The sequence below is a fragment of the Sinomonas gamaensis genome (assembly GCF_005876955.1).
Lineage (GTDB): Bacteria > Actinomycetota > Actinomycetes > Actinomycetales > Micrococcaceae > Sinomonas > Sinomonas gamaensis.
Genome location: NZ_SSCL01000023.1, coordinates 18061 through 40677, shown reverse-complemented (window position 1 = coordinate 40677; position 22617 = coordinate 18061). Strand labels below are relative to the sequence as shown.

The window sequence follows — 22617 nt, the reverse complement described above, 5'->3', positions numbered from 1 at the left end:
GGATCCCGCAGGCGAACTCGACCACCTCAAGGCCCCGCCCGATCTCGCCCTTCGCGTCCGAGAGGACCTTCCCGTGCTCGGCGGTGACCAGCGCCGCGAGCTCATCGATGTGGCCCGCGACCAGCTCTCGGAACCTGAACAGCACCGCGGTGCGCCTGGCCAGGGAGACCTCCCCCCAGGAATCGGCGGCCTTGCGCGCGTTCGCCACCGCCGCCTCCAGGTCCTGCCTATCGGCGAGCCACAGCTCGCCCGTCTGCTCGCCGGTGGCCGGATTGAACACCGGCTGGGTGCGCTCCCCGACCCCGTTGCTCTCTTCGCCGTTGAGGTAATGCGGAATCGTCTTGATGGTTGTCATGAGGAGTAGATCCTGGTGTAGATGGCTGCGATCTCGGTTGCGTCCGGAACGATGGGGTTGTTGGCCGGGGATCCGGAGGCGAGAGCCTGCTCGGCCATGAGGGGGATCAGTCGGCTCCAGTCGTCCGAGCTGACCCCGTAGGACTCAGGCGTGGGAACGTTCAGATCCCGGTTGAGCGCATGGAGCTCGGCGACGAGCGCGCGCGAGGCTGCGCCGTCGTCGTCATCCGGGCGCGCGGCGCCCAGCGCCCGCGCGCAATCCGCGTAGCGCGCCTCTGCTCCGGCGACGGAGAATTCGGTGACGGCCGGGAAGAGCATGGCGTTGGCGAGCCCGTGAGCGATGTGGAAGTGGGCCCCCAGAGGACGGCTCATCCCGTGCACGAGGGCCACGCTCGAATTCGAGAAGGCGATGCCCGCCTGGGTCGCGGCGAGCATCATCGCCTCCCGGGCCTCACGGTTGGCCCCGTCCTTGTAGACCTCACGGAGGTTCTGGCCGATCGCGGTGATCGCCGCCAGCGCGAACCCGTCGGAGAAGGGGTTGGCCTTGCGGCTCACGTACGCCTCGATGGCGTGGGTGAGCGCGTCGACCCCCGTGTCCGCGCTCAGCCTGGCCGGCATAGAGAGCGTCAGTTCGTAGTCCACCACCGCGGCAACCGGCAGGAACGCAGGCCCCGCGCAGAGCATCTTCTCGTTCGTCTCAGAGTCGCTGATGATGGAGAACTGCGTCGCCTCGGACCCGCTGCCGGCCGTCGTGGGAACCGCGACGACCGGCAGCGAGGGGCCAGTGTTCCGTCTGGGCGCCTTGTACTGACGCATCGGTCCGCCCTGCTTCGACAGGAGCCCGAGCGCCTTGGCGGTGTCGATCGAGCTCCCGCCGCCGAAGCCGATCAGGACGTCCGCGTCGTGCTCGCGGACCGCCTCGAGCCCCGCAATGAGCGAGTCTGTGGTGGGGTCCGGCACGGTCTCGGAGAAGACCGCGGCGTCGAAGCCGGCCGCCCGCAGGGCATCGAGGGCTGCGTCAACCGTCCCGGACTTCTGCATGAACGGATCGGTGACCACGAGGGGGCGCCGCGCCCCCAACTCGGCGACGACATCGCCCAGCTCTTTGATGGCGCCTCCGCCGACCTTCATCAGGCGCGGCAGAGCAATATGGAAAGCCAAGGAAATCCTCCGGGTCGTCTACGGGACAGGCGTCAGGGTGTCGGCCCCGACCGCCTGAAGTGTGGCCAAGGCGATCTCGGCGTCCTGATCAGGAGTGCCGCCGGCGATCCCCAGGCCGCCGATGAGCCGGCCATCGAAGCGGAGCGGGACACCGCCGTTGATGTTGGTGAGTCGGTTCCCGGAGCCAAGGGGGAGCATGAGTGCGAAATCGCCCTGCATCCACCCGCTCGGCCGCCGGGTCGATGCCGCGGTCTGGGCCTTGCGGCGGCTCGTCTCGGAGCTGTGCGGGGTCATCCCGTCGGCCCGAGCGTAGGCAACCAACGCCATCGCCGGGTCCACGACCGTGACGGCCACTGGCACTCCGAGCTGGGCGCCCTGTTCGATGGCCACGTCCACAATGTGGAGCGCCAGCTCATGGCTGATCGACGCGGTTTCGATGTACTGCTTCATACGCCTGCCCTCTGTTCCTGTTCCGTCTGATTCCACTCCGCCGCCTGCTCCTTCGCCTTCCGGCGCCAGCGATGCAGGATGTGCTCCGTGTAGCCGTTCGGCTGCGCGGCCCCTTCAAAGACGAGCTCGCAGGCCGCTTGGTAGGCGAAGCTTCCATCGAAGTCATCCGCCATGGGCCGGTAGGCCGGGTCGCCGGCATTCTGAGAGTCGACGACGGCGGCCATTCGCTCGAGCGATGCCCGTACCTCCGCCGCGGAGACCACGTCGTGGCGCAGCCAGTTGGCGAGCAGCTGGCTGGAGATGCGCAGGGTGGCGCGGTCCTCCATGAGGCCCACATCGTGGATGTCGGGCACCTTGGAGCAGCCGATCCCCTGATCGACCCAGCGGACCACGTAGCCGAGGAGCGACTGGACGTTGTTGTCGACCTCCGCGCGACGGGCCGCCTCGTCCCACTGCTCGGGGTCGCCGACGGGGACCGTCAGCAGCTGCTCGAGGCCTGCGCGGCGCGCCCCGGCGAGCTCGGCCTGTCGGCCGCGCACGTCGACTCGCAGATAGTGCAGGGAGTGCAGGGTCGCCGCGGTCGGCGAGGGCACCCAGGCTGTCGTCGCCCCGGAGAGGGGATGGCCGATCTTCTCTTCCAGCATCGCGGCCATCCGGTCGGGAGCCGCCCACATGCCCTTGCCGATCTGTGCGTGGCCGGGCAGGCCCACCTCGAGGCCGATGTCCACGTTCCGGTCCTCGTAGGAGAGCATCCAGGGCTGCGTGCGCAGCTCGGCCTTCCGAACGATGGGACCGGCCTCCATGGAGGTGTGGATTTCGTCGCCAGACCGGTCGAGGAAGCCCGTGTTGATGAACACGAGCCGGCTCGTCGCCTCGGCGATAGCCGCCTTGAGGTTCGCGCTCGTGCGGCGCTCCTCGTCCATGAGCCCGAGCTTGATGGTCTCCGGCGCGAGCCCGAGGAGTCGCTCTACCCGACCGAAGAGGCGCACGGCGAAAGCCACTTCCTCGGGTCCGTGCATCTTCGGCTTCACGATGTAGATGGACCCGGCGGAGCCGTTGCGCTTCGGGTTGCCCGGATCGATGCCGGGCAGGGCGCACAGGACAGTGACGATCGCGTCGATGATGCCCTCACCGACCTCGTCCCCCGCGGCGTCGAGCACAGCGTCAGTCATCATGTGGTGGCCGACGTTGCGGACGAAAAGAAGCGAGCGACCCGGCAGGACGAGCTCCGAGCCATCCGGAGCGATGTACCGACGATCCTCGGCGAGGCGGCGGGTGATGGTTCTGCCGTTCTTCTCGAAGCTCTCCACCAGGTCGCCGCGATTCAGGCCGAGCCAGTTGCGGTACGCGGCCACCTTGTCGGCCGCGTCGACGGCAGCCACTGAATCCTCGAAGTCGATGATCGTGGTGAGGGCGGCCTCGGCGACAACGTCGCTCATGCCGGCACGGTCGTCGGCCGCCACGGGAGAGTTGGGGTCGAAGCGCAGTTCCCAATGGAGGCCGTGGCGGCAGAGCACGATCGCCTCGGGGCGCCCGGGATCCGCGGTGAAGCCGCGGAAGGCAGCGCTGTCCTTCAGGCGGCTGGGCCCGGAGGGGAGCGTGACGACGAGGGTCCCGTCCTCCACGGCGTACTGCGTCGCGTCAGTGTGGCTGCCGTGCTCCAGCGGGAAGAACTCGTCGAGCAGTCGCCGCACTTCCGCGATGACCTGAAGGCCGCGGTCACGGTCGTATCCCCTGCCCTGAGGCGAACCGGGCAGGGCGTCGGTGCCATAGAAGGCGTCGTACAGCGAACCCCACCGCGCGTTCGCGGCGTTGAGCGAGTACCGAGCGTTGCTCACGGGCACCACGAGCTGCGGGCCCGCGAGCTCGGCGATCTCGGTGTCGACGTTCTGCGTGGTCACTGTGACCTGCTCGGGTTCAGGCACGAGGTACCCGATCTGCTCGAGCCGGGCGCGATACTCGGCGGCGTCCCAGGCTTTCCCGCGGTATGCGCGGTTCCAATCGTCCACTTCGGACTGGAGACGGTCGCGCTCTGCGAGGAGGCGGCGGTTGGCGGGCATGAGGTCGGTGATGATCTCCTCGACGCCCTGCCAGAATTCCTCGGACCCTAGCCCGCTGGAAGCAAGCGCCTCTTGTTCGATGAACTCGTGCAGCGCGGCAGCGATCTGCAGCCCGCCCACGCGGGCGCGCTCAGTTCCGGTCATTCGTCGGTCTCCTAAAAAATCGTTCCGGGGTTGAAGAGGTGCTCGGGGTCCAACGCGTCCTTGACCCGCTGGGCGATGTCGAGGGCATCCGGGCCGATCTGGTCCTCCAGCCAGGGGCGCTTGAGCCGGCCCACTCCGTGCTCGCCGGTGATGGTTCCACCGAGGCGGATGGCCAGAGTCATCACGTCGCCGTAGGCCTGATGTGCGCGGGCTTCCTCGGCAGGATCGTCGGGGTTGAACACGACGAGCGGGTGGGTGTTGCCGTCGCCGGCGTGGGCGATGAACGCGATGCGCACGCGCTCCCGAGCCGCGATCTCCTCGACGCCGTGGATGAGGTCGGCGAGCCGGGGGATGGCCACCCCGACGTCCTCGAGCAGCAGGCGGCCGGTGGCCTCGACGGCGGGGATGGCGATGCGGCGGGCGTACTCGAGCGTTGCGCCGTCCTCGGGGGAGGTCTCCTGGACCAGGATCGGATCGTGCCGCGCGAAGGCCTCGAGCATCACGGTGATCTCGCGCCCCGCGGGGTCGAGATCATCGCTTCCTGCCAGGACGAAGGCGGCGGCCTCGCGGTCGAGCCCGATCCCGAGGAGGTCCTCGACGGCGTTGACCGAGTTCCGGTCCATGTACTCGAGCATGCTGGGCCGGATGGTGCTGGCGATCTCGGCGATTGCCTCGGCCGCGTCCTCGGTGGTGCGGAACCAGGCCGCGATGGTCCGGTGCGCGGGTGGGGCAGGAAGGAGGCGGAGGGTGGCCTCGGTGATGATCCCGAGGGTCCCCTCGCTGCCGACGAAGAGCTTGACGAGGTTGAGGCCCGCGACGTCCTTGATCAAGGAGCCGCCCAGCCGTACCGCCCGGCCGTCGGCGAGCACGACCTCGAGGCCGAGCACGTAATCGGCGGTCACGCCGTACTTCACGCAGCAGAGGCCGCCCGCGTTGGTCGCAAGGTTGCCGCCGATGGAGCAGATCTCGAACGAGGCCGGATCCGGCGGGTACCAGAGACCGTGCTCCGCTACTACCGCCTTGAACTCCGCATTGAGGAGTCCGGGCTGGACCACGGCCGTGCGGGTACGAGCATCGACCTTCACCTCGCGCATCAGCTCGGTCGAGACGACGATGCCGCCGGACACAGCGCTCGCCCCGCCCGAGAGGCCGGTGCCAGCTCCCCGCGGCACTACCGGCACGCCATGCCGCGCCGCCCAGCGCACCGCTGTCTGCACTTCCGCTGTCGACGCTGCGCGGACGACGGCGAGCGGGACGCCGGCGTCCGGGTCACCTGCGCGGTCACGCCGGTAGGGTTCGACGGCGGTGGGTTCCGTGAGCACGCTGCCTTCGGGGAGCGCGGCGATGAGATCCTCAACCCGCGCGTCGATCGGAGCCAGGTGCATGACGGTTCTCATCCCTTCAGGCCGCTGCCGAAGCTGCGGATCATGTAGCGCTGGAAGGCGAAGAACAGGAGGAGGATCGGCAGGCTTGCCATCAGCAGGCCGGCGAATACCTGACCCCAATGGGTGTTGAACTCGCCCACGAAGCTGTAGATCTGGACGGGGACCGTGACGTTCGGGGTGCCGCCGAGGTAGAGCAGGGGCGTGAAGAACTCATTCCAGATGGAGACGCCATCGAGGACGATCACGGTTCCGGTGACGGGCAGGAGGAGCGGCACGACGATGCGCCAGAAGGTCTGGAACGAGCTGGCGCCGTCGACCCGAGCGGCCTCTTCGTACTCGGCGGGCAGTTGCCGCATGAAACCGGTATACAGGATGACCGTGAGCGGGAGGTGGATTCCCGCGTTGAAGATGATGAGCGAAACGGGGTTCCCCGCGAGCCCGAGGTCGGTGATGACGCGGTAGAGCGGCAGCACCCCGATCTGGAAGGGCACCATCATGCCGGCTGCCACGATCGCGAACCAGCGGAGGCCGGCCTTGCCGCGCGACCGCGAGAAGTAGTAGCTCGCGCAGGCGCCGACGACCACGAGGATCGCCACCGAAATCGCGGTGATGTAGATGCTGTTGATGAAGGCCGGGCCAAGGCCGCCTTCTTCCCACGCGGTAGAGAAATTCTCCAGATAGAGCGACGACGGCGGCGCAACCGGATTGAGTGAGACCTCCGCGGAGGGCCGGAAGCCGACCGAGACCAGGAGCCAGAGGGGGAAGACGAAGGCCGCGGTCACGAGGATCATCACTGCCTCGAGGACGCCGGTTCGCCACGTGTATTTCTTCATGTCCTTCAGTCCCGTTCCCGGAAGAGCCGCATCTGGCCGAACGAGATCACCGCGATGAGGATGAACACGATGAGGCCGAGCGAGATCCCGTAGCCGTAGTTGTTGTAGAGGAAGGCCTCGCTGAACAGCAGGGTGGAGAGCGTCTGCGTTGCGTTTCCGGGCCCGCCTTGCGTCGTGGCCATGACTTGGTCGAAGAGCTTCATCGAGGAGATGAGCGAGAGCGTGACGTTGATGAGAGTGGGGGTCCGCAGGAGCGGCCACGTGATCCAGAAGAACCTCTGCACGGCGTTGGCGCCGTCGAGGGCCGAGGCCTCGAGGAGCTCGTCCGGGACGTTCTGCATGCCCGCGAGGAAGATGACCATGGAGTAACCCGCGTGCTGCCAGATCACGATGGTGATGATGCCCCAGATGGCGAATGCCGGGTCGCCCAGGACATTCAGGCCGCCAACAGGGGCGCCGAGCGACTCGGTGAGGGACGCGAACGGTCCGCCGGGGACGAAGATGAACTGCCACACGTAGCCCACGATCACGGGCGTCATGACCACGGGGGCGAAGAGGAGCGTGCGGAGCACGTTCCGGCTCTTGATCTTCGAGTGCAGTCCGATGGCCAGGAGCAGGCCGAGCAGGTTCTGGATGATGGTGACAGAAGCCGCGATGAGCAGCGTGTGGCCCAGCGCCTCAGGGGCCTCGGGGGAGGAGAACAGCTTGACGAAGTTGTCGATGCCGTTGAAGTGGATGTCGCTGCCCAGACCGGTCCAGTCGGTGAACGCGTAGTACATGCCCTGCAGCGTGGGGTAGGCGACCACGCCCGCGAAGATCAGAAGGCAGGGGACCGCGAACCAGAACGGAATGCGTGCACCTGCTGCGCCGCCTCGCACTGCCTTCCGGGGGCGCGTATCGGAGCGCGGGGGAGTTTCTGTAGTGATAACCAATTTGATGGCTCCTCAAGTGGGGCGGCACGCTGAGGGGTGGTACCGCTGGACGGGCGAGGGTGGGACGCCTTGGCGCCCCACCCTCGTCGAGATCAGGATCCGGCGAAGGCCTTCTGGATCGCGTTGACCGCATCGGTGACGTTGGTCTTGCCGAGGATGAGGTTCTGATCCTGAGCGATCATGACCTGCTTGACTTCGGCATTGGGCCAGAAGTTGGTGGCCCACAGGGCCGTCTTATCGGCCTTGTAGAGCGGCTCGATGCCCTTGAGCCCGTCCATCACGGTCGTGTTGGGACCCGCCTTGTAGGGAACACCGAAGGCCGCATTCGAGGCCGCGGTGAGCTGCTTGTCCTCGCCCATGAAGTCGATGAACGCGATGGCAGTCTTGAGGTTCGTGCTGTCCTTGTTCACTGCGTAGGAGGCGCCCGTGTTCATGGTCAGGATCGTGTCATCCGGATTGTCCGTGGCCGGGATCTCGAACATGTCGTACTTGATCTTCGGGTTCGCCTGCTGCACGCCCTGGGCGGCCGCGGAGATGATGTTGACGCCGAGCGCCTTCTCCTGCGCCACGAGCTGCCGGGCCTGCTGATCGGAGTAGCCGGTCGAGTTCGCCTGGAAGCACTTCGCGTCGTTCATCTGGAGGTACAGCTCGTGCGCCTTCGTGAGCGACGACTTCCACAGATCCGAGGTCGTCCACTTCTCCTTGCCCGAGGCCATGTCCGCGGCGAAGTTCTTGTTCTTCGAGTAGATGAGGGTGTTGACGAGCTCGAGCGGTACCTCGGTGTTGAGGTAGCCGGTCTGGTTGCCCATGGCGATCGGGACGATGCCCTTCGAGGACACGTCCTTGCAGAAGGAGAGGAGTTCGGTGAACGTCTTCGGAATCGACACTCCGAGCTTGCTGAGCATGTCCGTGTTGTAGAAGACGCCCGTCGGGTTGGCATAGGTGTTGAGGGCGTACACCTTGTTGTCGTAGGAGACGAGGCCATTCGCCGTGTCACCCATGTTCTTGACCCACGGTCGATCCGAGAGGTCCGCGAGCATGCCGGCCTTGGCGAGCTGCTGGGTGGCCATGGCGTTTCCGGCGCCGCCCCACACGAACATGACGTCCGGTGCGTGCTTCGCGTCGAGCTGGGCGCGGATCGTGGTCTGGTACGTGTTCGACGGCGACTCGACGAGCTGGACCTTGGTGCCCGGGTGCAGCTTCTCGAACTGATTTGCTGCGTCCTGCAGGTACGGCTGGTCGGTCTGGGCGCTCACGCGGATCGTTCCGGTGATGGCGTCCTTCGAAGCGCTGCTGCTGCCGCTTCCGGACCCGCAGGCCGTGAGCGCTGTCGCGGCGGTGAGCACGACGGCGCCGACCATGGCAGCGCGTCCTCGCCAGTTTGATGTGAACATCTTTGTCCTGTCCTCCGTGTTGGTGTGGGAAATTCCGAATTGATCTGTGCGACGTGATCTAGGCGAGGTGGCCAGTCACGACGTGATAGGGCTGATTTGCGAGGCTTTCCTCGAGCCCGGGCACGAGCCACGCGTCGTGGCTGTCCTCGTCCCGAAGGACGAAGAAGTACTCGAGCGGGAACCGCGCCTCCGTGTAGTCGGCGGGGATCGTCGCGGAGAGTTCGCCGCCCTCGCGATTCATCGGAACCGCAAGCCAGTCCTCGCCCTGGTTGAGGTGGCGTGCCCGAAGCTCGACGGTGATTCCCGGCTCAGCCTGGGCCTGCACGACGAACGGACGCCCGTGCACGAAGTCCCCCGCGGGAGTGTGGTCGAGACCGCCCTGTCGCCATTGCGTCGAACGCCGGGAAGCGACAGCCGATGCGTCAGAGCCGTTCGTGCCGCGCGCGACCTCCTCGAGCTCGCGGGCCAGTTCCGCGATGTCGGCGTCCACTTGGGCGAGCCGATCGCTCCAGTGGCCCTGCTCCGAGGGGCGGTCGCCGAACGCGAGGTTGGCACCGTAGATGCCGCTCGCAGTCTTGATGAGGCGGGCGAGGGCATCTCGCCCTTCCTGGTAGTCGGCCAGCCCGCTCCGCAGAATCTGGGTGTCGCCCGTCGCACTGAAGAGCGAGTACGCGACGCCGGCCTGGATCTTGCCAGCGAAGAACCGCGCCAAGAGGGCCTCAAGGGCCACGTCGATGGCTAGGCGTCGGAAGCTCGGGGACTCGGGCTCGGGTGCAGACTTTCGAGCGTCTTCGAGCGCCGCCTCCGCGGACTCTGCCATCAGGAGCAGCCGGGACGCGACCTGGTCGGGCGTGATCCGCCCGCTCGGCTTCCCGCTCATGAGCCCCGCGGCGTAGGCGTCCGCGGTCTCGAAGATCTGAGGGTCGAAGGGGCTTGCGGTGCCCCAGGTTCCGGGGTCCTCGAGGTCGAAGTCGTAGGTGTCGAGCGACCGCGCGTGGCGAGCGATCGGCATGTCCGTGAACACCTCCGGCCAGAAGAAGTTGTTCGAGGCGCTCAAGGACTGGGTCACCGTCACGAGCGGCATGACCTTGCCGGCGGAGGAGAGAGCCGAGGCCAGCGGTTCAGCTGCGGCGCCGAACTCTTGCCGCAGGCTGCGCAGCCAGGTCTCTTCCGAAGCCGAGGGGTCGTACATGAGCCGGCCCCACAGCCGGTATTCGTACGCGTACTTCTTCCAGTCGTCACGCCCGAGTGAGAGCGACTCATCCACGTAGAGGTCGCGGGGGATCCCGTCCCGGCCGGTGTCCTTGCGGCCCCGGAAGGTGAGAGGCTCGCAGAGCTCAGCGCCCAGCGCTCCGCCCAGTGTGCTGAACCGTCCGTATCCCGCGAACAGCTCCGGGTCGGCCCAGATGAGGAACCGCTGGCTGCCCGGCCAGACACGGAAGATCACGTCGTAGTCGCGCTCCTCGCCCAGGAAGTCGCCGTAGCCGTAGCGCGTGAAACGACGTTCGTTCTGGGTCACCCCGCGCAGGCCGTCCCCGTTCGCCGGGCGCGCCTTCTCGAGGGGCCGGACGGATGCCTGATGGTACGCAAGCCCCTGATGCTCAGCCCAATACTTGGGCGAGATCGCTGCGTGGGCCCCCACTTCTCGGGCCACCTGGATCAGCTCCGCATCCACGCCCTTGGCGTGCATGTCGACGTCGAGCTGTCGCCCGGCGTCGCGCAGCCCGGACATCACGGTCCGCCAGAAAGCGCCGTGGTCCTTCTCAGGCACGCCGCCCTCGTAGTGCACCCGGAAGGTCACTCCGGCGATGGCGGGGCATTCGGCCAGCAGAAGGCGGAGGGCGTCCGCCGAGTATGCGGGAATCTGCTCGTCGGGCAGGCCCGCGATCGGATAGCGCAGCTCGGGGCTCTCGTCGAGCTCCGGGCGCACCGCGTGGTTCCAGAGGCCCAGCTGGAAATGGATGCCGCGCCGTGCGGCTTCGTCACTCGCGAAACGGAGCGCTTCGAGATTTCGACGGCGGTCGTCCTCGCCCAGGCCTTCCACGCGCACTTGCTCCCACCCGGGCACCTCGACCAGGAAGGGGTAGGCGAAGCAGAGGTAGTTGTCGCGCACATCCGGATCGTGCGAGTAGTTGTACTGCATGCCGAGCGCCAGATGGACCCGGTTGATCCGCTGCGCGGCGAGTTCATCGAGGTACCCGGTCCAGAACTCGGGGTCGCGGAACCAGCCGAGGTCGAGAACATCGCTGGAGAACGAGCGCAGCACTCCGCGGACCGGCGCCGCCGGCGTCTTCGGAGCAGCTTCGGCTGTCGTCAAGGCCGCCAGCGGTTCCTCGGCGGTCCGCAGGATGTCTGCGAGCTCGGTCAGGCCGTAGGCGAACCCGCGGGGCTCTGCAGCCGTCACGACGATCCCGTCTTCGGCTGCCGTCAGGCCGAAACTCTCGACCTCGAGGGCGTCGTCTTTTCGCAGTCGGATCGGCAGGCTATCGGAGCCTTCGGTGATGTGGAGCCCTCGGCCGGCAAGCGCTGCCTCCAGTTGGGCGACGGCCCACGGCACGGGCGCGGAGTGCGAGAACTCGGCGGGAATCTCGAGTCGAACGGTGGTCTCGGTCTGCGACACAGACTCTCCTCGGCGATTGGAATCAGTCGTTGGTCAAGCGTGGGGCGAAGAGATTCCACTTTGTGGAACTCGCCTTCCATTTGCTCAATGTTAGACAGATCACGCTGAGGGGGTCAATGGGTTTTCGGGAAAACTCCGAAATTTATTCTATCGACTTTCGGGCCTTTTGGTGCGCCTGAACACAGAAAGGGCCGCCGAGAGGGCGCGGATGGGTGGGCTTCTAGGCTCGCGGCGGGGCTGTGGACTCGCGGATCACGAGCTGGGTAGCGAGCTCGACCCGGTGCGAGTCCAGCTGTTCGCCCTTCGCCTGAAGCAGGATGCTGCGCAGCGCCGCCCTGCCCATCTCCTGGAGCGGCTGGGCCACCGACGTCAGGGAGGGCACCGAGTCCTCGGCGAGGGCGGTGCCGTCGAAGCCGACGAGGCTGAGGTCCTCGGGGACGCGCAGTCCACGGCGTCGGGCTTCGCGCAGGACGCCGACTGCTATCACGTCGTTTCCGGCGAAGATCGCGGTCGGGGGATTCTCGAGTGCTGCCAGCGCGCGGAGTCCCTCTGCGCCATGGTCCGCATGGAACCGGCCGTTGATGACGAGCGCGGGGTCCACGTTGATGCCGCGGGCCATGAGGGCGGACATGTAGCCGTGGAGCCGCGCCTGGTTGTACTCGGCGGATTCCGGGCCGCCGAGGTAGGCGATCCGTGTGTGGCCGAGGTCGAGGAGGTGTTCGGCGGCGGCTCTCCCGCCGGCGAAGTTGGTGGCTCCCACGCTCACGAGGTCGGCTGGCGGCAGATTGAGCGGATCGAGGACGACGACGGGGATGCGCCGCCGTCGGAATGCCACCATATTGGCGGTGCTCAGGGCAGAGGTGACCACGATCAGTCCGGCGCGCCGCTCGTCGATCATCCGCTGCGCCTTCCGGCTGAGGTCAAGCCCTCCAGCGGGAAGGCCTCCGGTTGTGCTCAGGATGATCTCGACATTGACGGTCGCGGCGTACGCGAGGATGCCGCTGAGCAGGGTGGAAGCGTAGGTCGTGTTGACCGAGTCGAAGGCAACCTCGACGACCTCTGGCCCCGTGGCCGCGCGGCGCTGGGCAGGCGAGCGGTAGCCGGCCTCCTCGAGGGCCGCCAATACCTTGGCCCGCGTCTTCTCGGCCACGTCTTTGCGCTCGTTCAGCACCTTCGAGACCGTGGGGGTGGAAACCCCCACGGCCCGGGCAATCTCGGCGAGATTGGGCTTCTGCCCCTGAGAAGCGAGCGACATGCGAAAAGGTCCTGCTCTTTCGAAACTTTCGGTTACCCCAGTGTAGGGGTCAGCTGGTGACCTCTGACTCCGAGGATGCCACGAAGGACGGAATCAGCTCGACTCCCCAGCCGGGAGTGCTGGGCGCCGCGACCGCTCCGCCTACCACCTCGAGCATCGGTTCATAGACGCCCTCGGTCCACGGTGTCCGCTCGATGCTCCATTCCTGATGGTGGATGCACGCGGGCATGGCCAAGGCCAGGTGGAGCGTGAAGACCTGGAGCATGGAGTCGTTCGCGCAGTGCGGAGTGCACGGAATCCCGGCGAATTCCGCCAGCACCGCCACTTTGCGAGCCCGCGACACCCCTCCGATGTAGCCGATGTCGGGCTGGACGATATCCACGGCATGCATCCCGAGCATCCGGTAGAACTGCGGCAGCGACGTGTCCTGTTCCCCGCCCGAGACGGGGATGTCGAGAGCCGCGGCGACTTGGGCGGTGTTCTCGATTTCGGGGAAGGGGCACGGCTCCTCGTAGTGGAAGTAGTCGTTCTCCTCGAGCATTCGCCCCACTCGGATGGCGCGCGAGACGGTGAAACCGCCGTTGGCGTCGGCGCTCAGCAGAAAATCCGGGCCGAGGACCTCGCGCATGCGGGGGATGATCCGTTCCGTCCTGCCCGGCTCGGCGTCGCGATCCTGCCCCATGGCGTCGCCGACCCGGATTTTCGCGGCCCGGTACCCGTGCGTCGAGGCCAGTTCCGCGATGCGGTCGGCCTCCGCCTCGGGGGAGATGTTGCGGACCATGCTCGAGGCGTAGACGGGAACGCTATCCCTCGCGGCGCCGCCGATGACCTTGTAGACGGGCAGCCCGACGGACTTCGCGAGAAGGTCCCAGACGGCCGTGTCGATGCCGCCGAGGGCGCGCAGCACGAACGAGCTCGGAAACTTGTACTGCTCGCGCAGGAAGCTGTCGACTGCGGCCTCGAGGTCCCACGGGTCGAGGCCGATGAAATGCGGCGCCACAAAGTCGTGAAGGACCCGGGCGGTCACCTTCGCCCCGTAAGGAGCAGTCTGTCCCAGGCCGACGAGGCCTTCGTCCGTGTAGACCCGGACGGCCACGATTTCCCCGCGCCGAAGGCTTTCGATTCTCGTGATCTTCATTCATTCCTCCATGATTGAGGTCAACTTTCACGATGCGAGAGGAGTCTTTCACAGGCGTGGACGGACCACAATCGCCCTGACCATGACTGCCTTTGTCACACCTGCGACACGCCGCAACAAATGGACATGTACAACGCTCAACCCTCCTGACAGAATGGACATGTCCAACGGGATGTACTGACGCGCGGGGGAGCGGGTCTCGCCCTTGGGCTCCATGGAAGCTGGGTCCAGGAGTGCATGTGAACATCGAAGAACGCAACCGCCTCGTGGTGGATAACCTCCCCCTCGTGGGCTATCTCGTCGCTGACGTCTGCTCCCGCGCAACCCATCTCTCGCGTGAAGACATGGCGTCCGCCGGCGCCGTCGGACTCGTCCTGGCCGCCGAGGCCTTCGATCCGACAACGGGCGTTCCGTTCGGTGCCTTCGCGCGCCGCCGCATCACCGGTGCGCTCATCGACGAGATGCGGTCCCTCGACTGGGCGGGCCGGGGCGCCCGCAAGCGCATGAAGGCGGTGGGCGCGGTGACGGAAAGTCTGACGAGTGCGCTCGGCCGCAAGCCCACCGACGACGAAATCGCCGCCGCGCTCGGGGTGAGCCGCGAAGCCGTGGCCGAGGCAGCAGCCGACGCGGCCCGCACGGTCAGCCCCCTCGACGAGGCGGTCGCAGACACCCTGGTGGCCGACGTCGTCGCCCCCGAAGAGGCGACGCTCGCCGGAGAGCGCACCCGGTACCTTCGCGCTGCAGTCCAGTCGCTTCCCGACCGGCTCCGTCACGTGGTCGCCGCGATCTATCTCGACGGGCGCTCGGTGAAGGAGGTCGCCGCGGAGCTGGGGATCACGTCGTCGGCAGTGTCCCAGCAGCGCAGCGAGGGAATCCGCCTCCTCCGGGAGGGCCTCAGCCTGCATTACGGCGACGGGCTGGCGCCCGCCGTCGAATCCCGGGCCATGGCACCCCGGCGGGCGGCGTATCTCGAGACGCTCGCGGAGGCGATCCACGGCATCACGAAGGCAGGCCCGCTCGCCTCGTCGGCGGCGTCATAGAGCGCAGCAGCTACTGATTGCGCCGCCACGCGTCGAAAGCCGCGGCCCTGTCCCTGTCACGCATCGCTGCAAGCGTTCGGGTCAGCTTCTCCTCGCTGGACGCGATGGCCTCTGCAGCCTGTTCCAGTCGCTGAGCCAGCTGTTCGAACCGCTCGAGATCGATCCGTGAAACCCCCTCATGGTCCATCGCTCGCTCCTTCCGCCAGTGCCCTCCTCTGGACACTGCCCTCTGCCGGACACCGGACGCCTACGCGTCCATGACCACTCTCGCGCCGGCAGAGACGGAAGATCACGCGTACCGAGTACTCGACTTTCAGGGCCTCTCAACGCTCGGTACTTGGGTGGCCGCGCGCGCGGCGACAACCTTCGCGTCGCCGCCCACGCCGAACAGCAGGGCGGATCGACGTGTCCGCATGAAGTGCACCCCGCAGAAGTAAAGGCCCGGCACGACAGTGCTTTCGCCGTCGTCCGTGATCGGGAAGCCGAGCGCATCGCACACGGGCGCGTCGATCCAGGAGTAGTCGGGCCGGAACCCGCAGGCGAGGACCACGGCGCCGACCTCGTGGAGACCCACGTGTCGGACGGCGTCGGCGCGGAACGGCGCGGGCACTGGCAGCTCGGGCACGGGAAAACCAGCGCGCGGGAGGTCCGCGGCGAGGAGGGCGCGGAGGTCGGCCCACCGCGCATCACCGAAGGCTACGGACTCCTCGAGATCGTCCGCGAAGGTGATCCCGGACTCGTCTGAGCCCAGCACCCGGCCCGCGAGCCGCACTCCGAGTGCCTGAAGCGTGCGGAAGTGCAGGTCGTGGCCGCCGCCCGCGCCGGTGGCCTGCGGATTCGCGAGGAGCCGCGCGCCCGGTGCGGGGAGCGCGGAGAGCGGCAGGTCGAAGAACGAGCTCCGCGCGAGCCAGGTCACCGTGTCGATCCCGTCCAGCCGGCGAGGGATCCACGGCGCACGGCCGCACGCGAGCACCACGTCGCGCCCGGCAAGCCGCGCTTCCTCGGCGAGCTGGCAGCCAGTCTGTCCGCTGCCGACGACGACAATCACCCCCGGCGGCAGCTGGCCCGGATGCCGGTACTCGCCGGAGGCAAGAATGAGATCGCGCGGCACCCCGGCGAGCGACGGCGGGAGGAACTGCCGCTGGAAGGACCCGGTGCAGACCACCACAGCGTCGGCGGACCAGTCGCCCTCCGAGGTCTCGATCCGGAAGCCGCCGTCGGCGGCCCGCAGGCGCCGCACCTCGACGCCCCGCCGAACCGGCACCTTGTGCTCGCTCGCGTAGCCCTCGAGATACGCGACGATCTCGTCCCGTCCTGCGTGGCCCTCCGGATCGGGACCGGTGTAGGGGCTCCCGGGCAGATCAAGCGACCAATTGGGAGTGACGAGCGTGAAGCTGTCCCAGCGCGATCGCCACGCATGGGCCACTTCGTGCCGCTCGAGGACAATGTGGTCGGCGCCGAGAGCCGAGAGCTCCCGGCTGACTGCGAGCCCGGCCTGCCCGGCACCGATCACCACAACGGGCATGGGGGGATGGTAAGTCTGTGGTGCCGGGCGGGAAAGGGCTCACGTCGCCTGATCGGTCAGGAGGCGGCGGCCATCTTCGACGCCTCCCACGCGAAGCCATCCGGATCAGTGAAGGGGCCCGCGCCGGAGATCGCGAGGCGATGCGAGCCGGAGCCGTCCACCGGGACACCGGCGTCCTTGGCCAGGGCACGGCGCCCGTACAGGGCGAGCTTGATGGGGCCGGCCTCCGCGAATTCGACGTACATGCGGCCGAAGCTCTTCGCCACAGTCAGGCCGTGCTCTACATAGAACCGCTTGCTGGCCGCCACGTCCCCGACTCCGAGGAGCAGGGCGATCTGGTCGATTTCCTTGCTGGCCGGAACACTGTCCTTCTTCGACGACGTCGCAACCTTCCAGATGGTGCCGTCCGGGGCCTGGACCACACCGCCGTACCCCCAGAAGGACTTCGCGGCCGGCTTGATCGCCGTCGCGCCCGCCTGGAGCGCTGCGTCGAGGAGGAGGTCCGCGTTGGCCGGCTGGGAGACGATGAGCGAGAGGGTGAAGCCGCGGAAACCGTCTGTCGGGGCCTCCGAGGCGCGCACGCGCACGGGGAGGTCCGCCCCGAACGCTGCGGTGTAGAACTGCTGGGCGGCCGTGGGATCCGCCACTTCGAGGGTTGCTGATTCGATGAGTGCCATGACTTCACCGTAGGTCTGTGGACCTGCGCGACGCTTCTCGATTCCTGCCCAGTTTTCGCCGCGTGGGCAATACACTGCCCCTAGGACTCAGCGTCGAGGGAGGCCCCGTGGACGTCGGCATCGCAAGGGAGCGCATCGAGGGGGAGAAGCGTGTCGCCGCGACGCCGGAATCGGTGCGCCAGCTCGTGGGACTTGGGCTCGGTGCGGTCGTCGAGGCCGGGGCCGGTGCGGGCGCCGGATTCGCGGACTCCGACTATGAGGCAGCGGGAGCCCGCATCGTCAGTGAGCTTGACCTGGCTGCCGTCGACCTCCTCGCGCACGTCCGCCCGCTGGAGCCCCTTCGTGCCTCGCACCTCAAGCCGGGCGCCATCACGGTCGGGCTCGCCTCGCCGTCGACCGAGCTTCTCACCGTGCGTGCGCTCGCCGACGCCCGGGTCACCGCCTTCGCGCTCGAGCTCGTGCCCCGCATCTCGCGCGCCCAGTCGATGGACGCGCTCACGTCACAAGCGCTCGTGACGGGCTATCGCTGTGTGATCGAGGCGGCCATCCGGTTCCCCCGCTTCTTCCCGCTGTACATGACGGCAGCCGGGACGATTCCGCCCGCCCGCGTCCTCGTGCTCGGGGCCGGCGTCGCGGGGCTGCAGGCGATCGGCACCGCGAAGCGCCTCGGCGCGCGCGTCTCCGCCAACGACATTCGCCCCGCCTCAGCGGACGAGGTTGCGTCGATGGGCGGCACCTTCATCAAGCTCGACCTCGACTCGCCCGAGGCCACGGCCGGAGCTGGCGGCTACGCGCGCGAGCTCACCGCGGATCGTGGGGCACACCAACGGCAGCTGCTCGCGCCGCACGTCGCCGAGGCGGACGTCCTCATCACGACGGCGGCCGTCCCCGGCCGGCGCGCCCCGCTCCTCGTCACCCGCGACATGGTGGCGGCCATGCGCCCGGGATCGGTGGTCGTGGACATGGCCGCGGAGTCGGGCGGCAACGTCGAGGGCTCCATTCCCGGCGAGGACGTGGCGGTGGCGACGTTGGACGGCAAAGGTGCGGTGGCCGTCGTCGGCCTCAAGGACGCAGCCTCGGCGATGGCCGCGGACGCTTCCCGGCTGTATGCGAAGAACGTCGCCAACTTCATTGCCCTCATGACCTCGGAGGGCGAGGCGGTGCCCGACTTCGCCGACGAGGTCCTCGCCGGCGCGTGCCTCACGTACGACGGCGACGTGCGGCACGAGCCCACGGCGCAGGCTCTCGCTGCGCTCGCCACGGCAACGCCCGGGGCCGATGCCGAAGATGTCGGGGAAGTCGAGGGAGGGGCTGGCTGATGGGCGGAATAGAGCTCCTGACGATCACGGTGCTGGCCGTGTTCGTGGGCTTTGAAGTGGTCTCCAAGGTCTCGAGCATCCTGCATACCCCGCTCATGTCCGGGGCGAATGCCATTCACGGCATCATTCTCGTCGGCGCGATCACCGTCGCGGGGCAGGCGACGGACGGCTGGGTGCTCGTGGTGGCGCTGCTCGCCGTCGTCCTCGCGACCGCCAATCTGGTGGGCGGGTTCGTGGTGACGGACCGGATGCTCGAGATGTTCCGCGGACGCCGGGCAGCCGCGCGGGACGGGGAGGCGAAGTGACACTCCTCGATCCGACCTGGACCGCGTTGCTGTACCTGGTCGCGGCCGTCTGCTTCATCCTCGCCCTCAAGGGGCTCAGCTCCCCGAAACACGCCCGGCGCGGGAATCTCGTGGGGGCGTTCGGGGCGCTCGTTGCGCTCGTGACGGTGTTCCTCTCGAGCCGGCTCGAGAACATCCCGTGGATTCTCGCGGCGATGGTGGTGGGCTCAGCCGTGGCCGCGCCCGTGGCACGACGGGTCAAGATGACGCAGATGCCGCAGCTCGTCGCGATGTTCAACGGGGTGGGCGGCGGCGCGGCCGCGCTCGTGGCGCTGCTCGAGCTGCCGCATGCCGACGACGGGTGGCTGCGCCTCGCGATCGTGTTCACACTGCTCGTCGGGGCTGTGTCCTTCGCGGGATCCGCAGTGACGTTCGGGAAGCTGCAGGAGCTCATGACGACCCGTCCGGTCGTGTTCGCGGGCCTGCCCGTGCTCATGGGCGTGGTGCTGCTCGGGGCAGTGGGGACCGCGGGATTTGTCATCGCGACGGGCTCCCTCGGGCTCGCGGTTTCACTCCTGGTGGTGGGCCTGGTCGCGGGGGTGCTGCTCGTGCTGCCAGTGGGCGGCGCGGATGTGCCGATCGTGATCTCGCTGCTCAACGCGTTCACCGGCCTGGCCGTCGCGGCGTCCGGGCTCGTGCTCGGGAACGTGCTGCTCGTCGTGGCCGGCACGCTGGTGGGGGCCTCGGGTACGATCCTCACGCGGCTCATGGCCGCCGCCATGGGGCGCAGGGTCTCGGGGATCATGTTCGGTGCGTTCCGCGGCGGTTCGACCGCCGGTTCAACCGTGGCGAGCGAGCGGCCAGTGCGATCCTCGAGCGCCGAGGACGTCGCGATTCTTCTCGGGTACGCGCAGCGGGTCATCATCGTGCCGGGCTATGGGCTCGCGGTCGCCCAGGGTCAGCACACGGCGGCCGAGCTCGCGCAGGCCCTCGAGGCGCGGGGCACAGACGTCGAGTTCGCGATCCACCCGGTAGCCGGCCGGATGCCCGGTCACATGAATGTGCTGCTGGCGGAGGCGAATGTCCCGTACGAGTCCCTCAAGGAGATGGGCGAGGTCAACGGCGAGTTCAAGCAGGCCGACGTCGCGCTGGTCGTCGGCGCGAATGACGTGGTCAACCCCGCAGCCAAGACAACGCCCGGCTCGCCGATCTACGGGATGCCGATCCTCGAGGCCGGCGAGGCCCGGCAGGTCGTGTTCCTCAAGCGGTCCATGCGGCCGGGGTTCGCGGGTATCGAGAACGATCTCCTGTACGAGCCGCAGACCACCCTCCTGTTCGGCGACGCGAAGGAATCCCTCACCAAGGTCCTGACAGCGTTGAAGGCCCTCTAGCCCCGGCGTTTCGGGTACAGAAACTGCCCTGTTTTGGGCCTTTCGGGTGCAGACGGTGTCGCAGGGAGGGCTCCAGGAGGACCTTCCCGTTGTGCCGACACTTTTGCAGGGTATGACGGGTGCAAGGGTATGACCGGCGACGGCTGGCGGATTCCGACCGACTTTCGCCGCGGCCGTCGGCGCGTCCTTGTCCGACACGCCGTCGGGAAACCAGATCGAGCGCCAAAAGCTGGTCGGAATCCGGCACGACCGGATCAGGACCCTGCGGATCTGACGGCGCAACCGCATGGGCCCTTCCCGCCACGGGGGAATGCCGCGCCCCTGACCGATTGGGAAGTCGCAACCGGTCAGGAGCGCGGCAGCGAACCTACACCGAGGCGAGGCGTGCGTACTGGTTGGCCGGCCGGGCCAATCCATAGTGCTCGCGCAGCGTGGATCCGGTGTACTCCTCGCGGAACAGACCTCGGGCCTGGAGCAGCGGCACCACGTGGTCAACGAATTCCTCAAGCCCAGAGGGCAAGGCGGCGGGCATGATGTTGAACCCATCGGCCGCCCCGGCCAGGAACCAGGATTCGAGCGCGTCCGCCACCTGCTCAGGCGTGCCCGCGAACGTCCTGTGCCCTCGGCCTCCACCCAGGCGCCCGATGAGCTCGCGCACAGTGAGCCGCTCGCGCCGAGCGAGTTCCACGATGAGCGTGTACCGGCTCTTGGCGCCCTCGATCTCGTCCTCGTCCGGCAGGTCGGCGGGAAGCTCCCGGTCGAGAGGCAGGTCGTCGGGCGTAACGCGCAGCGTCTTCGCGAGCTCGATGCGAGCGTACTCGGGCCTGATGAGGTCGTCGAGCTCGCGTTCGCGCCTCAGTGCCTCAGCTTCGGTTCCGCCGAGCACGGGCACGATTCCCGGGAGGATCTTGATCCCCTCGGGGTTCCGTCCGGTGACGGCGGTCCGGACCTTGAGGTCGTTGTAGAAGGCCTGTGCCTCCTCGAGGGTCTGCTGCGCCGTGAACACTGCTTCGGCATAGCGGGCAGCGAGGCCCTTCCCGTCCTCCGATGAACCGGCCTGGACGATGACCGGGTGCCCCTGCGGGGAGCGCGGGATGTCGAGCGGTCCGCGCACCGAGAAGTGCAGCCCCGAATGCTTGATGGCCCGCACCAGATCCGAGTCCGCCCAGACCCCGGCTTCCTTGTCGGCGACGATAGCGTCGTCGTCCCAGGAGTCCCACAGCTTGAAGGCGACGTCGAGGAACTCCGCCGCGCGCTCATACCGGTAGCGGTGAAGGGGCTGATCATCCAAGCCGAAGTTCCGGGCGGCGTCCGCCCCCGCCGTCGTCACCACGTTCCACCCGGCTCGGCCGCCGGAAAGGTGGTCGATCGACGCAAAGCGCCGCGCGAGGTTGTACGGGGAGTTGTAGCTCGTCGATGCAGTCGCGATGAGCCCGATCCGCTCCGTAGCCGCGGCCAGCGCGGCGAGCAGCACCGTCGGCTCAACCGCGCTCACCGGCCGCCGTCCCACGGACCCCCACAGCACGGGCGAGTCGGCGAAGAACACCGAGTCGAACTTCCCACGCTCAGCGGTCTGGGCGAGCCGCGTGAAGTGGGCGAGACTCGTCCCGGCATGCGGGTCGCTTTCGGGGAGCCGCCACGACGCCTCGTGGTGGCCAGTGCTCATGAGGAACGCGTTGAGGTGCAGTTTCTTGCCCACGGTCAGGCCCCCGTCCCAACAGAAACAGAGACAACCTCGGAGTAGTGCGACGAGTCGCCCTCGATCGCCTGGCTCCGCGTGCCGTCGACGCCGACCGGAATGTCGCCGGCGATGGTCACGCGGTTGAGCTTGCGGGGCTGGTCATCGTAGTTGGACGGTGCGTAGTGCTGGGTGATGCGGTTGTCGAAGAGGACCAGCTGGTTCGGCTCCCAGTTGACGCGCACCACGTTCTCGGGCCGGGTGATGTAGGCCTGCAGGAGGCGGAGGATATCCCTCGACTCCGTGTTCGAGAGCCCCACGATCCGCAGCCGCTGGGCGAAGCCGCCGATGAACAGGCCGCGCTCGCCGGTCAGCGGGTGCACGCGCACCACGGGGTGAGCAGTCTGGTACTTGATCCGCGTGAACACCTTGCGGCGTTCCTCGGCACCCACGTGCTCGAGGTTCTTCGGCACGGCGTAGTCGTAGTCGTTCGTGTGGATGGCCCAGAGCGAATCGGCGAAGTTGCGCAGTTCGGCGGGAAGGTCCTGATACGCCCCGGCCGATGAGGCAATGAGGGTCTCGCCGCCGTACGCCGGCACCGTGACGCTGCGGAGGGTGGTGGCCTGCGGCGGGTTGACGACAAACGTGACATCCGTATGCCACGTATTGGCCGAGCCGTCCTCGCTGTCCACCGGGAGCACGTTCTCGGCGCCGTCTACGGAGGCGACGGTCGGGTGCGCCTTCGTGAGCGGGCCGAAGCGCGAGGCGAAACGGACCTGCTCCTCGTCGGTGCGGACATTGGCTTCGCGGAACACGAGGGCCTTGTGCCGGTTGAGGGCTGCGCGGATCTGGGCGACGACGTCGTCCGAGAGGTCTTGGCTGAGGTCGAGGCCGCGGATTTCAGCGCCGATGCGCGAGCCGAGCTTGGAGAATTCGAGCTGGGTTTCAAGGGCGGTGGTCATTTTCGGGATGCCTTT

General features: G+C 67.8%; 20 protein-coding genes. 4 read left to right on the top strand and 16 right to left on the bottom strand.

Going from position 1 to position 22617, the window contains the following annotated elements:
* The 11 genes from E5679_RS19695 to E5679_RS19645 all read right to left on the bottom strand — a co-directional run.
* On the bottom strand, nucleotides 1-355 hold a 355-nt coding region (locus E5679_RS19695; RefSeq protein WP_138419090.1), incomplete at its 3' end, for an aldehyde dehydrogenase family protein.
* Nucleotides 352-1515, bottom strand: a complete 1164-nt coding sequence (locus tag E5679_RS19690; protein ID WP_138419088.1) for an iron-containing alcohol dehydrogenase — start codon at nucleotides 1513-1515, stop codon at nucleotides 352-354. The genes E5679_RS19690 and E5679_RS19695, both read right to left, overlap by 4 nt.
* An 18-nt stretch (nucleotides 1516-1533) precedes the next feature.
* Entirely contained in the window at nucleotides 1534-1965 is a 432-nt protein-coding gene (locus tag E5679_RS19685; RefSeq protein WP_138419086.1) for a GlcG/HbpS family heme-binding protein, read from the bottom strand.
* Nucleotides 1962-4169, bottom strand: a complete 2208-nt coding sequence (locus tag E5679_RS19680; RefSeq protein ID WP_138419084.1) for a malate synthase G — start codon at nucleotides 4167-4169, stop codon at nucleotides 1962-1964. Before E5679_RS19680 ends, E5679_RS19685 begins: the two co-directional genes overlap by 4 nt.
* Nucleotides 4170-4180: 11 nt before the next feature.
* Complete coding sequence (locus tag E5679_RS19675; protein ID WP_138419082.1) at nucleotides 4181-5554, bottom strand: FAD-binding oxidoreductase; 1374 nt, start codon at nucleotides 5552-5554, stop codon at nucleotides 4181-4183.
* An 8-nt stretch (nucleotides 5555-5562) separates the two neighbouring features.
* Entirely contained in the window at nucleotides 5563-6387 is an 825-nt protein-coding gene (locus E5679_RS19670; RefSeq protein ID WP_138419080.1) for a carbohydrate ABC transporter permease, read from the bottom strand.
* A 5-nt stretch (nucleotides 6388-6392) separates the two neighbouring features.
* The gene (locus tag E5679_RS19665; protein ID WP_212747011.1) at nucleotides 6393-7319 is read right to left on the bottom strand and encodes a carbohydrate ABC transporter permease; all 927 of its coding nucleotides are present in this window, start codon (nucleotides 7317-7319) and stop codon (nucleotides 6393-6395) included.
* A gap of 92 nt (nucleotides 7320-7411) precedes the next feature.
* Nucleotides 7412-8713, bottom strand: coding sequence for an ABC transporter substrate-binding protein (locus E5679_RS19660; RefSeq protein ID WP_138419078.1), 1302 nt, complete (start codon nucleotides 8711-8713; stop codon nucleotides 7412-7414).
* 58 nt (nucleotides 8714-8771) lie between these two features.
* Nucleotides 8772-11333 (bottom strand): beta-N-acetylhexosaminidase family protein, encoded by a 2562-nt coding sequence (locus E5679_RS19655; RefSeq protein WP_138419076.1) that lies wholly within the window; start codon nucleotides 11331-11333, stop codon nucleotides 8772-8774.
* A 220-nt stretch (nucleotides 11334-11553) separates the two neighbouring features.
* A complete protein-coding gene (locus E5679_RS19650) occupies nucleotides 11554-12588 on the bottom strand; it encodes a LacI family DNA-binding transcriptional regulator (RefSeq protein ID WP_138419074.1) in 1035 nt (344 codons plus the stop codon).
* A gap of 49 nt (nucleotides 12589-12637) precedes the next feature.
* Nucleotides 12638-13726, bottom strand: coding sequence for a mandelate racemase/muconate lactonizing enzyme family protein (locus tag E5679_RS19645; RefSeq protein ID WP_138419072.1), 1089 nt, complete (start codon nucleotides 13724-13726; stop codon nucleotides 12638-12640).
* Between the two features lie 239 nt (nucleotides 13727-13965).
* Here E5679_RS19645 and E5679_RS19640 point away from each other — a divergent pair, with 239 nt between their 5' ends.
* Nucleotides 13966-14766 (top strand): sigma-70 family RNA polymerase sigma factor, encoded by an 801-nt coding sequence (locus E5679_RS19640; RefSeq protein ID WP_138419070.1) that lies wholly within the window; start codon nucleotides 13966-13968, stop codon nucleotides 14764-14766.
* Between the two features lie 10 nt (nucleotides 14767-14776).
* On the opposite strand, the gene E5679_RS21000 is transcribed toward E5679_RS19640, so the two are convergent.
* The 3 genes from E5679_RS21000 to E5679_RS19630 all read right to left on the bottom strand — a co-directional run bounded on the left by E5679_RS21000 (nucleotide 14777) and on the right by E5679_RS19630 (nucleotide 16968).
* Nucleotides 14777-14953: a hypothetical protein gene (locus E5679_RS21000; RefSeq protein WP_171042482.1), complete on the bottom strand. Its 177-nt coding sequence runs from the start codon at nucleotides 14951-14953 to the stop codon at nucleotides 14777-14779.
* Nucleotides 14954-15079: 126 nt separating this feature from the next.
* The gene (locus E5679_RS19635) at nucleotides 15080-16291 is read right to left on the bottom strand and encodes an NAD(P)-binding domain-containing protein (protein ID WP_138419068.1); all 1212 of its coding nucleotides are present in this window, start codon (nucleotides 16289-16291) and stop codon (nucleotides 15080-15082) included.
* Nucleotides 16292-16347: 56 nt separating this feature from the next.
* Nucleotides 16348-16968: a VOC family protein gene (locus E5679_RS19630; RefSeq protein WP_138419066.1), complete on the bottom strand. Its 621-nt coding sequence runs from the start codon at nucleotides 16966-16968 to the stop codon at nucleotides 16348-16350.
* Between the two features lie 107 nt (nucleotides 16969-17075).
* Here E5679_RS19630 and E5679_RS19625 point away from each other — a divergent pair, with 107 nt between their 5' ends.
* The 3 genes from E5679_RS19625 to E5679_RS19615 are packed head-to-tail and all read left to right on the top strand — an operon-like array spanning nucleotide 17076 to nucleotide 19962.
* Nucleotides 17076-18287: a Re/Si-specific NAD(P)(+) transhydrogenase subunit alpha gene (locus E5679_RS19625; protein WP_138419064.1), complete on the top strand. Its 1212-nt coding sequence runs from the start codon at nucleotides 17076-17078 to the stop codon at nucleotides 18285-18287.
* Nucleotides 18287-18592 (top strand): NAD(P) transhydrogenase subunit alpha part 2, encoded by a 306-nt coding sequence (locus E5679_RS19620; protein ID WP_138419062.1) that lies wholly within the window; start codon nucleotides 18287-18289, stop codon nucleotides 18590-18592. Before E5679_RS19625 ends, E5679_RS19620 begins: the two co-directional genes overlap by 1 nt.
* On the top strand, nucleotides 18589-19962 hold the full coding sequence (locus tag E5679_RS19615; protein WP_138419060.1) for an NAD(P)(+) transhydrogenase (Re/Si-specific) subunit beta: 1374 nt from the start codon (nucleotides 18589-18591) through the stop codon (nucleotides 19960-19962). The genes E5679_RS19620 and E5679_RS19615 overlap by 4 nt, the downstream gene beginning before the upstream one ends.
* 367 nt (nucleotides 19963-20329) lie before the next feature.
* Here the strand turns inward: E5679_RS19615 and E5679_RS19610 are convergent, their stop codons facing one another.
* On the bottom strand, nucleotides 20330-21667 hold the full coding sequence (locus E5679_RS19610) for an LLM class flavin-dependent oxidoreductase (RefSeq protein WP_275092569.1): 1338 nt from the start codon (nucleotides 21665-21667) through the stop codon (nucleotides 20330-20332).
* Nucleotides 21664-22602: a TauD/TfdA dioxygenase family protein gene (locus tag E5679_RS19605; RefSeq protein WP_138419058.1), complete on the bottom strand. Its 939-nt coding sequence runs from the start codon at nucleotides 22600-22602 to the stop codon at nucleotides 21664-21666. Before E5679_RS19605 ends, E5679_RS19610 begins: the two co-directional genes overlap by 4 nt.
* Nucleotides 22603-22617 lie beyond the last annotated feature (15 nt).